Source organism: Pseudoroseomonas ludipueritiae (assembly GCF_014490445.1).
GTDB lineage: Bacteria > Pseudomonadota > Alphaproteobacteria > Acetobacterales > Acetobacteraceae > Pseudoroseomonas > Pseudoroseomonas ludipueritiae.
In genome coordinates this window covers 36,996-52,792 of sequence record NZ_JACTUZ010000008.1, presented here as the reverse complement: position 1 = coordinate 52,792, position 15,797 = coordinate 36,996, and the positions used below count along the sequence as shown (strand labels likewise).

Below are 15,797 nucleotides of genomic sequence, written 5' to 3'. Positions count from 1 at the left end.
AGAGGAGCCGCCCGGCAGCCGCAGCGCTACCACGATCCATGACACCTTTGAGCGTTCCAGGATGTCCCGAGCGGCGTGGCGCTGGATCACCGCGAGGCCGTGGTCGCGGGCTGGCGCCTTGATCTCCTCCAGCGACACCGCGTGCGTGCTGTGCGCTTCCTCCGGCTTAGGGCCATGCTGCGGCAGCGGGAGACACCGGTGCGCGCCGCCGCGTTTTGCTTGGTCACTGACAACAACGAGGGGCTCTGGCCGCTTGCCGAAGCGGCTGGTTCGAGGTCTTGCCCTCACTGGATCCGTACGGTTCTCGCCGACTACAGCCTGCACTTCACGACGCCAGGCAACACCGCGTCACTGCGGCCGGCAACAAGGGTGCGGCTGCATGGGGGAAACCAGTTCTAAATATACTTGCCATATCGCAATGAAACATGTGAGGCTGCTTGCCCCTTAGTAGGTCGAGAGGGGGTGGTAGCGAACCCTGCTCCAACTGAACCGATCAATAGCGACCAGGAGGCTGGGCAGTGACGGCCGGCGACAGCACATTATAACGCGCAGGACCTTGATCGTCGGCAGCTCCGCGGCAGCGACGGCGGCTGTAGTGCCAATCACCAATGCGGCTACGCCCACCGACCTCTTCGTCGAGACGAGCTACGAGGGCGACCGTCTCACGACGGTTCTGCTGCGGCTCGGGCCGCCCAACGCTCGTGGAAGTCTTTCGGTCAGGCTGCGAGCGGACGACTTCGACCCCATCCCAAAGGAGCTGGTGGGGGGCAAGCCGTTTTTGCAGCTGCGCGGGCTCGTCCGGCGGCCGGAGGACAACGCGGTCGACTGCAAGGCGCGCCTCATCATTGACGTGATCGGCGCCGACCTTTTCAACCTGCGCACCGGCAACGACGGGCGCCGGCCCTACTACCGCTTCGAGGTGTGGACCGATCCCTGCGCAGCGGGAAAAAAGCACGAGGCCCCGCACCCCTGGTTCATCCGCCTCATCACCAACGTCTGGCGCAACCCCGGAGGCTCGCGCGCGCTCAACTTCCCCGAGCAACATGTCACGGGTGATGAAAGGGTCCGGCTGGACCATTTTGCGGCAGGGTTGCAGGGACTCGAGCTGATCCTTGCCGGGAGCTGGGTGCAAGCGACGCTATCAGCAGTGCTGGCTAAGCCCGTCAGAGCGAGGGGGCTGTTTCACGCCGAGATGCGGCAGGAAGCCGTAGCAGGCGTCGATGCCCCTGACGGCGCGCCGGAGCCCTCACTGCTATGGACCGTGCACGCTCACGCGAATTCGAGTGCGACGCTATTCGACGGCTTTGCCCGGTTCGGGGTGGCCCGCTTCGGCTGGCTGACGCGAAAAGACCCGAAGAATGAGAGGCCACGATTCCATATCGCGTTCGGCAGCAACCGCTACGCTCCTCCGGACGATGTCGTTACCCTCGCCGTTACGCCATTCGCCGCGTCCGCTGCCAACAAGACCGTCCTGACCGTCCCCGCCGCCGCCGTTACGGTGAGGAGCCGGGCGCGTGCGGCACTGGAGACGGACAGCGGCCGGCGCACGGTCACGGTTGCGTTCGAGGGTCCTTTCGGGGTGCTGCTTCATACCGGCACCGAGCAACTCGCAGCGCTCAACATCGACGCCCTCTTTCCGCCTAGCCCTGCCAACGCATCGGTCGCGGCTGCTGCATCGGCGCGAACGCCAGCGGACTTTGAGGCCGCAGCGCGGGCAGCCGCGGTCGAGGCCGAGACCCCGAGGCTTGTTCTTGGGGAGGACGGTGGCGGCAGGTGGGCGCTCGCGCTGACGGGGGTGATCAAGGCTGGGCCGATCGATGGCCATCTGGTAGTCACCGTCGTCGATCCTGTTGTGGATCCGCTGAAAGACGTGCTGCCGCCGCCTTCAGGCGACGAGCCACTCGTCAGGCTTGCGACGCGCGCGTGGGGGCCGCTCCGCCTTCTGCCGGACCCACAAAATGGGGGTGCCGGCGCGCCGCCGCAGGCCGCTCGGAAGGTGCGCCTAGATGTCGTGCTCGGCGAACGCGTTGTGAACGCGTTTTCGTTGCGCGCGCGGCTGGCGGGCCTTCCCTTCTCGCTCGTCGACGATCCGGCCGGAGTGTGCGAGCTCGTGCGCCGCGCACCGCAGCGCCTCCGCCCGCTCGATGACGAGATCGTCCTCGCCCTGCAGGCTGTCCCTATCGCAGGCTTCGACAAGTTTGTCTCTGTCAAAGTGGAGACGCTCGCCAAAGCTGGCGCGCTGCAACAGCATGGAGTGATCGAGATCGACGGCCCACGCACCCCTGGAAAAGGCGGTCTGAAGGCGGCGGCGGACGTCCCGCTCGACGACTTCGAGGTAAAGGTGCGGCGTGCACGCGACCACACTGTGCTCGACGTCAGATTCGCCAACATGCGGTTGCGCGACGGGCTCGATGCCGGGGAGCCGCTGTTACTCCCCAACCCCGTGCTCGACCCGGCCGACACACTTCCGGTCACCCGAAACAAGCTGCCAGTGGTAATGGCGGTTTTCGCCTCTCAGCATGTTGCCGAGCAGGCCTATCTCAGGACGGAGAACCCGGGGATCTCGCCGCCCGACATTCCTTGGCTCGAGCTCGCGACCCATTACCCGAGCGTCGCCGACGTCGCCACCGTGCGGGAAAAGTTCGCCGCGCTGCGCACAGGACGGCGCAGCGAGAAGGCGAAGGTCCGGATCGAGCTGCGCAGGTACGCTGCCAAGTGGCTGGACGATTTAAGGGCCATGAGTGCTCCGCCGCCCGACGTTGATGCGCTGCGGAGCGGTCTGCAGAAATTCGCCGATTTTGCCACGTTGTTCGACGCGCAAGCGACTCAGCAGCACCCCCTGCCCAGCGACCAAACGATCTACATCGGCTCGAAGGATCTCGACCCAGATGCGAGCGCGCTTGCCTGGGACGTTCTCAGCGACCAGAGTGGTGGGCAGGAGGCCGCCTCGGCCCGCTTAAAGGGCCGCCTGTTCGGCGTTGAGGCATGGCACTCCGAAGGAAAATGGTCCCCACCGGAGAAAACTTCGAACAACCACCTGGTCAGGGAGGCGTTCGAGCGATTTGCTAAGCCGGACCCAACAGTGCGCACGGCGTTCGAGCAGTTCGCGGGCGAGCTGAAGACGACTGTTCATCAGATCGAGGGCTACAACGCCAGCATCGCGCAGGAACGCCTGACGGAGATCAAAGAGCGGGTCGCCTTCGACTACAAGGAATTCCGCGACTTCTGGCGAGAGAAGGCGATCCGCTCGGACAGCGCTGCTATCAAGGAGGCCAGCGATTTCATCTCGACTTGGTGGGCGAACAATCTAGTTGGTAAAGCCAAAGAGTTCGCGGACAACGTATTCGCCGAATACACTCAGCTGTCAGGCGAAGGGCGAGATCCGTTTAAAGGGCGGACGCGGGCGCGGTTCTCCGGCTCCTCGCGGCTCGCGTTCAGCTGGATCGACCCCAGTACGCGTGCCCCGGCAGTGCCGCAGCCTTTTGCGCTCAAGTCCCTGCTCGACTGGCGCAGGCGTGAGGCGGCGACGCCACTGCGCGCGCGGGTCCTGCGTAAGCGTGAGGCAGATGGCACCCTCGCGCGGTTCCAGGACGACGCAGAGATGCTGCACATGCAAGGGTTTCCACCGCGCGATCTTGGTACGGTGGCAACCCACACGGGCGAGCTCTACGCCCATGCCGCGAAGGCGCCGCTTCCCGACGAGAGCGTGATCGAGCTGCCGTTCCGCCTTCAGCTCGCGGCGGCGCAGGACGCGACCTGGGTGCAGCCGCAGCCGGTCGCTCTGGGCGTCTCTACTGGGGAGGAGCCGCTCGGTGTCCCTCTACCCCAATCAGTTCCGATTTGGTCTGTGAGCTTGTCGCCCGAACACCCGCCGGCGTTGTTGCGCGCGATATGGTCAGACGACTTCCGCCCCGCGACTTTCCTGCGCAGGCTGGCGATTGGATTGCGGCCGGGCGGGGACGCCGCGAGCGCAACGCGCATCAACACGGTGTACGACCCACCGCCGCGCGGCGCTCGCGCACCGTGGGCGCTCCCGAGCATTCAACTTGTCGACGGCAAGGTGGTGGAAAAGCCCATCACCGGGCCAGATGCCGTCGGGCCCTCCTTCCGGACCTCAATGGACGCGTTTGATCGAGACCAGCTGGTCAAGCTGTCGTCCGTGCACGGAATGCGCACCAGTGGCACCGCCGATCCGAAGCAGCCTGACGAGCTGCGCAAAGATTCGTCCGTGTTCGCTCCGCCACCAGGGCACGCGCTGATCGATCTCGAGTTGAACGAGACGAGTAAACAGACGGCGAGCGCAATCTACAGGCCGAAAGCGCTCGACTTTCGCGAGCTGCGCCTCACCGCCCTCGGCGGCACGTTGGATCTCGACACTGCATTCCAGCCGCCAGCAGCCGCACGCACTCGCGCACGCGACCCGATTTACGAACCGCTGGTGCTGCAGCGCTGGCGCCACCGTGCCGTCATCGGGCGCGACATCCACGTCGAACTGGTATACAAAGGGTACCTGTTCCCTTTCGGCTCGAGAGCAACGCTCACGAAGATTACGGAGCGCCGCTACGACGGCCGGGCCAAGATCGGCGCCACAGGCCGTGGCCCGACCGCGTATCTCGTGCAGCGCTTCTTTATTCGCTGCTCGGAGCCGGTTAAGGAGTCCTACGACGGGCAGCCGGACGACGGGCGAGGCTGGCCATGCAGGACACTTACCATCTGCACGGAGAAGACGCCCGACCTCGTCGACCCGCTGGAGGGGCAGTCAGACACCGGCAGCGGGCCGCTAACAGTGTCCGCCAGTGGGCGCATCGCAGTGCCGGACGGACGCGGCCTCGCGTTCTGGCCGCGCACCGCGCCGCACGAGGGCGGCAATGTTGCTTTCGAGTTCCGTATCGACTCGGTGCCACAGAAGCTTCGCATGCCGCTCATCTTCGTGGACGCGATCGCAGCCGACGACCGGAACACGGTCGCGCGGCTCGCGGACTACTACAACAGTCTCCCGAGCGGCATCGCGACGGAAACATGGGACCCCAACTTTGACCCTTCCAGCCCGCGTGTCTGCATGCACGGCGGTGCGGCGCGGCAGTACGCTAAGGAGATAGCAGAGGGTGACACCACCTACGAGACGCTGGCCTGGACAATTGGCGTCGAGGGACGCCCCGGTGTTCAGGCAGGAGTGACGCCGCCATCGGAGGAGGACACGGCGGCACTGTGCGCCTGCACCGAAGGCGGCGCGCCCGCCGCATGCCGTGTCTCCGCCGACAAGCCGTTTCTGGAGCAGCGCGGCGTCGCGATCGGGAGACGACGCGAGAACTTCGACTTCGCCCCCATCCTGCGGCAGAGCGACCAGCCCCCGTTCTACCCGTTCATCCAGTTCGCGGTGCTGCGGCTCGACAGGATCGCGCGTCTTATTGGCCAACGCACGGGCAACACCTGCGTTGCCGCGTTCGACGGCGCGTACCTGCGCAGCGGGCTTCCAAAGCAGAGCGCAGACGGGACAGAGCTAGCCGATGAGCGCGCGCCCCGTATGGAGGTCGTGCTCAACATTCTCACGCCGACGCGCTTGGAGGCAGGCAACCGCGGAGACAGGGTTGGTGGGATCGGCAGGCCCGCAGGCTGGCTTACCCTGTTGAGTAGACGCAATGGCCCACTGACGTTGAAGGAGCCGCTCCAACACGTAGCTCCCGCTGCACCGCCCGAGTTCAGCTGTGCCCTCCTCATGCCGCGGGCTCAGATGGCAGCGCTCGCGGCGCCGCTCCCGTCGTGGAAGAGTCTCGCCGGCAATGAGATCGTGCCAGCACAATTCGTACCGCCAGAGGGTGGAGAGAGCGCAATCAAGCGGCTGATCGAGCTCATTCTCGGTGACGACGACTGCCTCCTGCTCGGCGTGTTTAAGCTGAGCGAGGTCATCAGCGCTACGATCAGCGCCACCGACATCGCCCCCCTGATCCGCGAGACTATGGAGTACGGCGCAGCGGCGCAACGGAGTGTTGATGAGGCAATCGAGTTCATCCGCAACGAGGTGATTGCGCGGCTGCGTGACCTCGCCGCCGACATCGAGACGGCGTTCAACGAAGCCGATGTCTCGATCGCCGGCAAGGCGCTTGAACTTTCCAACGTTTACCCGGCCGTTGCGAGCGCCATCACTGAGCTGCGCTTGGCACTGCAAGCGGTGGAGGGCGAGGCGAACGCGGAGGCGGCGCTGAAGCTGGTGACGCGCATCCCGACGGCGGGGCGCAACCTATTGGAGGGGCTCGATGCAGTTGCACGCGACCCGATTTCACCGCTGAAGCTGGAGCTCAGTCGCCTTTTCAGCGCCGAGTTGGGCGATGTCACCCGCTTCCTCGCCTGGCTGGAGCAGCTGCGTGCCTTCGCCTCAGCCGACTTTGCCGAAGTCGCCGCCCGCGCAGTTCTGGGAGAAGTTAGAAAGGAGCTGCGCGAGCGCCTTGGGACTGGCAACCAGCCCGTTGACCTCGACGCTGTGGCACCGATCGTGGACACCATAGTCCCGTTTCTCCCGGGCAGCGAGGCACCGAGGGTCACCGACGCCGCCCGCCGCACGGTGGCGCGAATCATCCGCAGTGCCGTCGATGCCGCTTTCGCGAATGGCGACGACTTACGGGTCGTTCTAATCAACCTCGGCAAGTTCGACCTCGCCGCCGCTGCTCGGGCAGCGGCACGTACCGAATTCGCTGGCATAGCTGCCGATAGCTGGGACGAGGTTCTCGACGGCGTCGACGAGCAGCTCGCCACCGTCGCGACATTGAAGAGTCTCGACGCTGAGATCCGTCGCCTGGCGGCCCGGGTCGATGAGCTAGCCGGACTAATCCCGACTGGTGAGGAGCTGCGCCAGACCTACACCGAGCTGAAGCTTCAGGCGGAACAGCAGCTGGCGAAGTCGCTCGACGAGCTGGCGCGCAACCTGCTTGGGCTGAGCCTAGACGATCTGCGTACAACGGGCGGGCGCATCCAGCAGACAGTGGAAATTTTAGGCGGAAGCGCGCCGCTCGAGGCGAAGATCGGCGCCGCTCTCAACTTCGCCAAGGAGCTTGACAAGCTTATCCTTGGAAGTTCTTTCGCCGCCGAGCTCGACACGCTCGCCGTCGCAGTGCTGGAGAGAGCCATCCGCGCCGCTGCGAACCTCCTCTCCGTCGGGCTTGAGGTCGCCGCCTTCCTTGCCCGGGAAGCTACTCCTGGCGGAGGCACAATCGCCGCACCTGCCGCCCTCCTCAAAGCGATCGACGCGGCAAGCATAAAGGTAGGGAGGCTCGACGCCGAAGCCGGCAGCGCTACCGTGGCCGCCGTTGACGCCGCGATCAGGGACGTGAACGATGCGTTCGGATCGATAGTGGCCGGGGATGCAGCGCTCCGCTTTACGCCTCTGGTCCGGTTTCTAGCGGAGGTGCTGCGTGCCGAGCGCGATTTTTACGAAGACTTCGGTAACGAACCTTCGAACGCGCTGAAGGCAGTCAGGACGGGGCTCGCCCTGGTCCGCGGCACCGTTGTTGCAGGCTTCCGCCGCTTCGCCGCCACTGTGGGTCGTGCCGACGTCGCTGCGCGTGACCTCACGGTGAGGATCACCGCAGCCCGAAGCCGCATCGCGGCCGTGCAGAACGCCCCTACCCTCGCCAATCTCGACGCCCTGGTAGACGACTATCCGCACGAGGCAATTCTGAACGTCCTCGCCGTGTGGCCACAGATTGCGCAGGACACCTTCACCATAGCGAGCGATTGTGCCGGCACGATTGCTATGGCAGCGAAAAGCGTAAGCGATGGCATCACCTCCGCGACGGACGCGCAGAAGGCAGCGCTTGAGATCCTAGCCGGTCGAACCGAGGTGTCAGCTGCGCGCTTCGAGGTGGCGGCACTGACCGCAGGGCAGGCCGAGCTCACCGCCATCGGCGAGGCGCTCGCCGCGACTTCGGGCAATGCTCTTGCTACGGCGCTGGCCGCAGCACACGAGGTGCTCGGCACCGTCGCACCGAACGATGCCGTCAGTGCCGAGCTCACCCTTTTTCGCCCGGCCTACGACATCCTGCAGGCGCGCTTCTTGAAAGCGTTCGACGAACTGACCCCCGAAAGCATCGCCGCTGGAGTGGCCACCCTTGCTGGGGCGCAGGTGAAGCTGGAGTCGGAGATCGCTGCAGTTGCCGCGGCGCCCACAGTGACCGCCAAGCTCGAGGCCGCTACGACCTTGCGCAAGACGCTGAAGACCGCCTTCACGGAGCTGAAGAAGTCCGTCGTCATACCCCTTGAGATGCACAAGGACGGCAATGCTGTTCGCACCGCCGTGTACGCGGGAGCGGCGCGCGCTGCTGCTGCGCTGCAGGGCGTTGCACGTAAGGAGACGGGCAGGCGAGTAATCGAGGCACGTAACTGGCTGATCGAGGGGGTGTTCTCGCAAGGCCGGCTGGGCGATCTCGTCGCCACTTACCGCGGGGTCGTCAACGCCCGCACCAGCGCGCTCGACGCGCTGACCGGTAGCGACGGGAAGCTCTCGGATACTGGCCGTCAGCTCGCGAGGACGCTGCAACTCGTCGGGCTCGCTGGGGACAGTTTCGACCCGCGATTCCTTTTTGTCGCCGTGCAGGATCCGCAGCGACCGATCGATCAGTTGGTGACGGAGAAGGAGCAGCTCCTCGCCGCCAATGCTACGAAGCCAAAGGACTTCCTTGCTACAGAGGAAAACGCGGTCCGCCTGCTCAACACCGGCGGATTTCCAGAAGCAAAGCTCACGCTTCTGCGCGGCCTCTTGGACACGTGGCAGGGGACTACCGGATTCGCGGTAGCTCAGATCGCGGACAATGTGGGCGACGTTGTCAGCTCGCTAGCACGAGCGAACATCGCTGCGCTTGTCGACTTCAATGCGGTGCGCAACCTCATCGCGCAGGAGCTGAAGCGGATCGTACCGACGCGAGTGCGTACGGAAATGAGTTTCGACGCGCCCATCGATCCATTTCTCGGCATCTTCATCCCAGCCCCAATCGGAGCCGGCAAGTCAGGCCGCTTCGCCGCCACCTCACTGAACGTAATCGATTTTGGTCCTGTTCTCGAGGGGGAGGCGCCGCGGGTAGAAGCAGCGGCGCAGGCGGAGCTGTCACCATTCGAAATCCGCCTCCTCGGCGGATTCGACGCGCTCACTTTGGTCTTCTCAGCCGCACGCATGTCTTGGACGGCAGGGAGCGAGCCACAGTTCGACATTGATTTCGTGGACTTCAAGATCGGCAAGGAGCTCGAATTTATTGAGGAGCTGGCTGCCTCGCTCACCGGCAACGGCGGCGGCGCCTATGTTCGCCGTGCGTCCGGTATGGTCGGGATCGAAGCCGGATACGCAATCAACATCCCCAGCATTAATCTTGGCGGGGCGACGTTCATGAACGTCGGGCTGTCCGCTTCCGCGGTGCTCCCGTTCGAGAAGAAGCCAGCCGCGCTCGGCGCCTCGCTGTCCACACGCGACAGTCCGTTTATGATCATCGCTGGGATCTGGGGCGGTGGTGGCCACTTCGCGATCCAGTCGGACGGACGACGCATCGTCGGCTTTGACGCCAGCTTTGTGTTCGGCGGAGGTGGTGCCCTCTCCTATGGAGCGCTAACCATTCAGGCGCGCATCTCGGTTGGCATCTCCATCAGCAAGGTCGGAAGCTACACAGAGATTTCCGGCGACTTCTTCGCTGGCGGGTCGGGCCACATCGCCATTTTCTCGATCTCCACCTCTCTGACGGTGACGATCGGGCAAGATGGCACCGGTGCAATGACCGGCTCTGCTGTGTTTCGGTACTCATTCTCAGTCGGTTTCGCAAAGATCAGGTTCGCAATCACAGTGTGGAAGAAGGAAGGCAAGGGCTTTTCCACCGCCGGGAAAACTGCGAGCCTGCGGGGCGGCCCTATCCTCCTTGCCCAAGCTGGCAACACTCCTGCCCTCAGTTCCACCCCCTTCGCCCAGGCTGGCAGCATCCTTGCTGCTGGCCCCACCCTCCATCTCGATGTGCAAGGCCAGGACGAGAACTACGCGACTTGGCGCTCGTACTTTAGTTCCGTCCGTTCCGTGGGGTATTATTGATGGCGCGCCACACGCAAGTCACCGATCCTGTGAAGGCACAAACGCCTCAAGACCACGCGAATATACTGGCACGCACTATCCCTTCTGGCACCGAAGGTGGAAAGCTAAAGCTTACCTTCGCGCTGCGCCCGGTAAAGCCACCTGCAACGACGCGAGGAACCGTTGCGCTCCCAAGTTGGCCATCAACAATCGAGACGCTGATGGAGAGGTGCCGGGTAGAGGTGAAGCTTGTTTCCTTTCCCCTCTCCGGCCCGGCCACACCGTGCAACGCGGGGAAGACTCTCGTCCTCAGCAGCATTGCAGAGGGGGATCAAGCGCCGACGATAAGGCCATGGTCGAACAAGCGCGGCAAACTCGCCGACGCTGATGCGATGTGGCGCCGCCTGATGCCAGACGAGGCTGGCGACTTTCGAAAATTTGCGGCAGCGCTTCAGGCGTTCGAAGACATCGCACCGGAGGATAGGACCGTCTGCCTCAGCGGTAAGGAGGGCGACGTTGCCCTTCTCACCAAGATGGCGCGCGCGCTGGAGGCGGTCCGCGTCGCATTCGCCCCAGACCCCGATGAAGAGCGTGCATTGATCCGCAAGGTGGCCCTCGACCAAGCGAAGGCGTTCCTCAATGAGTCGGAAGTGCTCAAAACCCTTTACGACGACCTCGACGCGGGCGAGAACACATCCACAAGCGGCCAGTTGAAGCAGCCACTGAACACGATCTCCATCACCAAGAAGAAGCGCAGAGCGGCGATTGATCTAGGCTTCGCCGACGCGGCGAAGGAGTGCGGGGCGATGCAGAAGCTCGGCATGGCGCTCGCCAACGGCTCCGTCGAGGACTGCGCGAAGACGCTGCGGGAGCGTCAGGGGCAGGAGAGCTGCGCGCCCGAGCACATCACCAAAGGCCTTTCGGCTATTTACAGGCGGCTGCTCGAGCTGAGGATCCGCTTCCTGCTTGGCAGCGCGATCGGCGAGGAGGAAATCGAGCAACTTGAGGAGAGCCAGCCGCGGACCAATCCAGATGGGACGCAGAGCCCGGGCACGGACTACAAACCGCCCGCGAGTGCGGAAGACTGGCACGTCGGTAGCGAGCCCGATGCCTATTCTGCTACCGCCCGGCTAGTCGCGCTCGACGAGACGCCCGACATCGGCCGCGTTATGCGCACGTTCTACGACGTCCGCGCCGACTTCGCGCCGATTGCGGCTGCGCTGGAGAGGGCTGGCAACACCTCCGGCACAGCTTATATGTTCGTCCGCCTTGGCCCGATGGAGGGGCTTGCGCAGGGGACGGACGCCGCCGATAGGCATACTCGCTGGACCCTGGCCAAAGCAACCTTCAGCGGGAGCGGTGGAACCGCGGTGCCGCTCCAGTTCCTCCCTGCAACGCGCGAGGAGCTGTGCCTTGCGGCAAGCATGCTGCAGCCCAGTGACGACGATGTTCTGGCCCAGCGCGACGGCGTACTGCTGCTCGGTGGCACCACCGCCAACGGCGGTCCGCGTTTCGAATTAGTGTCGGCCGACCTACGTGCCGCTGCTCGCGACTTTGAGAAGCGGGTTGACAGGATGATGACTGCCGTTCGCCCGGCGATGATGGAGCAGCGGTCGGTCACCGAGAGCCTCGACGACACCGCGGCTGGGGCGGAAGGCTTCGCGCTACGCTCGGGCGGCCTCTCCCTAGTGGCGTTCGGTTGCGCATCAGAACTGTCGCGCCGGGTGGGAGCAGCGCGGCAGAGCGCAAATGCACCCTGCGACGAGACCTACCTCGATGCGGACGACCTCCTCGTCGGGCGCGTTCCGTTCCTGGGCATCCCGCAAGGGACGCTGAGCGCGTGCGGCTCCATCGTCATTGATGGCTACGCTTGGCGGCCGCTGACGCGCAAGCGCGTCGCATACGACGATCCGATCTCCGGCGTGAACCTCGAGGAGACGATCAAGGGGCTTTACGGCGATGGGCAAGAACGGGAACGGGCGCAGTCGACGGTCGATCGCGCTACACCGCGCACGGCGAAGCTGAGGACGGCGAACGGGGCCTGCGTAAACATCGCGGCGGTGGATGAGGCGGAGATCTCTTTTGTAGGTGAGCCGATGGGCCTCGATACTACAATGCGCGAAAAAAAAATCGAGACCAATGGGAGCATCGACTTCCCGCTCGGCCGACGGCTCACGCTTCCGCGGGGATCTGGCAAGAGTAAAAGCGACGACAGCGAACTTGTCGGCGTGCTGCGCTTTGGTGCCTTCAGCAGGGTCGGCTTCGCTGCGTACTACCTTGGCGGAGCGACACTAAGCGCAGCAGCGGCGACGAAAGCGTTTGAAGCCATTCCCGCTGCCGCCGTCCCGCGTGGATGTAAGGAGGTGAAGGTTGCGGGCCGACGCTACCTGCGCAGCGAGCCGGCTGAGGCGGTCGGCGTGCTGATGCCCAAGGACGAAGCGGATCGGGAAGCAAATGCCTACCGCCGTTGGCGCGCGGGAGGTGCATCGCGGCCACCCCGCTTCGAGCCGCAAACGACCTTCGCCGTCACACTGCGCAGCATTGTCGCCGACATCGCGTCCGAACTGCGCCTCACGCACGTCGGGGAGGAGGAGATCACGCGAGTGATCGTTCCCGCCGTGCTGCCACTGACGGCCGCGGAGAAGCACGGGGTGTTCGACGAGGCGCCACAAGGCTGCTTCCCGAGTAAGGCGCCTAGGGCGGAGGTCGTAGAACGCATCCCGCGCTGGCGCGACGCGTACCACCAGCCGACCAAGGTGGTGCGACCCGCCGATGGGCTACGCGACATCCACGCCGACGCTGCCTGGGGTGGCTTCCCAGTCCTGCGCAGAGACAAGGCGAGCGCGGCGGACAGGATCGCGATCGGCAATGCCGCCTTCGACGACGGGCGCACGTGGCTGGACGACGCCAAGCGCTGGTCCAAGATGCTTGCTGAGGGCAAGCAGGAGAAACCACCTGTGCCCCGGGCCGGAGACGGCGTGTTCGCTCGCCTTGCAACTAAGACAGTAGTGCAGGGCCGCACTGTCCCGATTTACCCCGATCCAATGGCACAAAGCCTCGTTCTACGCCTGCGCCGGCGCGAGGATCCTGCACGCGATGCAGATGGGCCGGTGCTTGTCGTCCCGCTGGTAGAGGCGGAGCGCTACCCTAATGTCGTTCCGATCGCCGTCACCGTCGAGCGGGTCCCCTTCGGCCCTGGCGGGCTACTGCCTACGAGCACGATCGAACAGCGCGGGCACGTAGTTGTGGAGGGCTGCCGCTGCATCAACGTGGTCGTACGCCTTGCGCCGGGCGATCGGCGCGAGCTCGACTTGTGGCCGCTCCCGTCGGTGCAGACGATGGTCGCGTGGAGCGAGCTGATCGACACTGCGGCGACGATGTGGTTGGAAGGCGGGCTCACGGAAGTGAAGGGGCTGGAGGAGGCACCGGCCGACCCGTGCCCAGAGCTCGCCCAGTGTGGCATCGCAGGCCTGCGCGCCGTCGGCAAGGCCGTGCTGGAGGTGCTTGCCAAGCGCCTACGCGAGGTAATGATGCTCCGGCCCATCCCTCAACTCGCACGCGTGCGTACGCTGATGGTGATGCACGCGACCACCCGGCCCGTGCTGCATCCCATTCCCCACCTTCTGGCGCTGCGCAGGGTCGACACGGCGTTGCAGAAGGATGGGCAAAATCTCGGTGAAGCGATACTCAAGCGCGCCCAGCCACTGCCGCCGGCGTGGCAGGTGGGTGGCTCGTCTGCGGCGAACGCTGTACCCGGCGGCACCGCCGTCGACCTCGGCGGCTTCATACGCATACACGTCCCGTCTACCGAGGCAATTGAAGTGGTGGTGTGCGGGATCGCTCCGCTTGGCGAGAAGATGGATGACCCGGACAAGAAGCGCACGCCCTCCGACGTGGTGCTAGGCAAGTACCCGTGTAGGAGCTCGGCGCCGGACGCGCTGCACATCCCAGACAGCGAACTGTACGGCTTCCAGGTGTCGCAGTCGGGTGCCGTGACCTTTGCGTCGCGCGAGGCGATGTGGGCGAAGTTCGGCAACATTGCTTCGCAGGCCGCGCGCGATGCAGCGATGGAGCCGACGGGGGAAGCGTTGCTCTCGCTCCATGCCTTGTTCGCTCGCCCGGACGCAATTACCCCTACCTCACCTAACGGGGTCACGGCGCAGATCGGGTCGCTCTTTGCTGATACTGGCGCGCGCAGAATAAGGGTAAAGATCCGAGCCGTGTCCAGTCATGCCGCGGGCTTTGCGACGCGGCCGTTCATCCGCGGTGGGCTGTACCAGGCAAGTGAGCCGCTTCCAGCGGAGGAGACTGTGCGGGCGACCGGATGGTCGGACCCGATCTGGATCCCCGCCTCCGATCGCCCTGCGAGCCCCGTTGCCGCGGCGGAGGCGCACCCTGCAATCAGAGAGCGCCCGGTGGGGTCACGCGGCTACCCCGACGCTGCGACCACCGTGGAGCGGGTCAACGTGGTGCGCCTATGGTTCGCCCGCCCTTGGTTCTCCTCCGGCGAGGGCGAGCGGCTCGGCATCGTTCTGTGGCCGCCGGTGAAGCGGCCGAAAAGCCTCCCTTGCCCTGCCCCCGACGTTCTGCGCCCCAGCACGCAGGAGACCAATCCCGTGCTCCCGGTCGTTGACTACATGACGCTTGACCGCTTTGCAGAGATCGACTTGCCCGGCGCTGGCCCATTTATCTCGCGCTGGGGCTCGGACCCTATCGAGACCTTTCCGATGGCGGGGTGGCGCGACTGGCGCATACCCAATAGCGTGTTCGCCGACTTGCCGGCCGCTGATGCCGAGGACAGCCAGGACACAGGCCCCTACGCCGCTCGTCTTGTCGAGAACGTGCCAATGCCGATCCCCGACACCGGCAGCAAGGATGGTGCGACAAAGAGAGGACGCGGCAACGGAGAGGACAAGATGAAGCCGGAGCCAATTCAGCGCTACCTCAACGTCGACCTTCTTACCTTCACCCCGCGCTTTGACATCGATCGTGAGCAGTGGTTTGTCGATCTGACGCTCGACCCGGGTCCGATGATCTCGCCGTTCGTCCGCCTCGGCGTGGTGCGCTACCAGGAGCAAGCCCCGCGCGATTTGATGGTCTCGTTCCCGGGCGATCCATTTCAGTTTCAGATGCTGACCCGGCGTCAGACGGCGGTGTGGGTGGAAGCAGACCCCAATTCCCGCGAACACTCAATCGTGCGAGTGGAGGTCTCCGGACCGGCAAGCCCGGAACCCGAACCCGACCTCAGCATGGTCGAGCTCATTGATGAGGCAGTGGTGACCCGCGTCAACGTGCGCCTTGTGGGGGTAGACCCGCAAACAAGGACCGTGCGGCTGCGCGCGCAGTCGGTCGCCGCGTCCGGCGCGACGGGCGACTATGCGTGCTGGAGGACCGGGTTCCGCGTACCCAACGTTGCGCTCGATCCCAACCGCTTAACGCTTACGCTGTTCGTGGAGGAACGGGCGCACCGGCCGCCCACCGCTCGCACTGAATTCGTGCAGGATTTCGGAGCAAGCAGTCCGCGCTACGTCACCGAAATCAGGGTGCCGCCGCGCCCGGCCTCGTCGACCAGATAAAGGAGATAGACAATGGCGTTCTGGACAGTCATCGAAGGCGACACCGAGGGTAAAACATTTGGTGTAACGTTGAACAGCGACGACTGTGAGAATGTCGGAGCCGCCCGGGGGTCTGACCCTTGCTACGATTGGCCCCGTGTCATTGTGTTGACGTGTCGGTTCCCGGGCGGCGCCTGACGATCCGC

3 protein-coding genes are annotated in these 15,797 nt (G+C 64.9%); all 3 read left to right on the top strand.

Annotated features, from left to right (window positions below):
- Positions 1 to 75 precede the first annotated feature (75 nt).
- The 3 genes from IBL25_RS04160 (at position 76) to IBL25_RS04150 (ending at position 15,612) form a co-directional block, all read left to right on the top strand.
- The gene (locus IBL25_RS04160) at positions 76 to 399 is read left to right on the top strand and encodes a hypothetical protein (protein ID WP_187777302.1); all 324 of its coding nucleotides are present in this window, start codon (positions 76 to 78) and stop codon (positions 397 to 399) included.
- Between the two features lie 157 nt (positions 400 to 556).
- Complete coding sequence (locus IBL25_RS04155; protein WP_187777301.1) at positions 557 to 10,057, top strand: hypothetical protein; 9,501 nt, start codon at positions 557 to 559, stop codon at positions 10,055 to 10,057.
- Positions 10,057 to 15,612 carry a hypothetical protein gene (locus IBL25_RS04150; RefSeq protein ID WP_187777300.1) on the top strand — a complete coding sequence of 1,852 codons (5,556 nt, stop codon included), beginning with the start codon at positions 10,057 to 10,059 and terminating at the stop codon, positions 15,610 to 15,612. The genes IBL25_RS04155 and IBL25_RS04150 overlap by 1 nt, the downstream gene beginning before the upstream one ends.
- Positions 15,613 to 15,797 lie beyond the last annotated feature (185 nt).

Coding starts and splice junctions, on each gene's coding strand:
- IBL25_RS04150 (WP_187777300.1), top strand. CDS start 10,057: ATGGCGCGCCACACGCAAGTCACCGATCCTGTGAAGGCACAAACGCCT.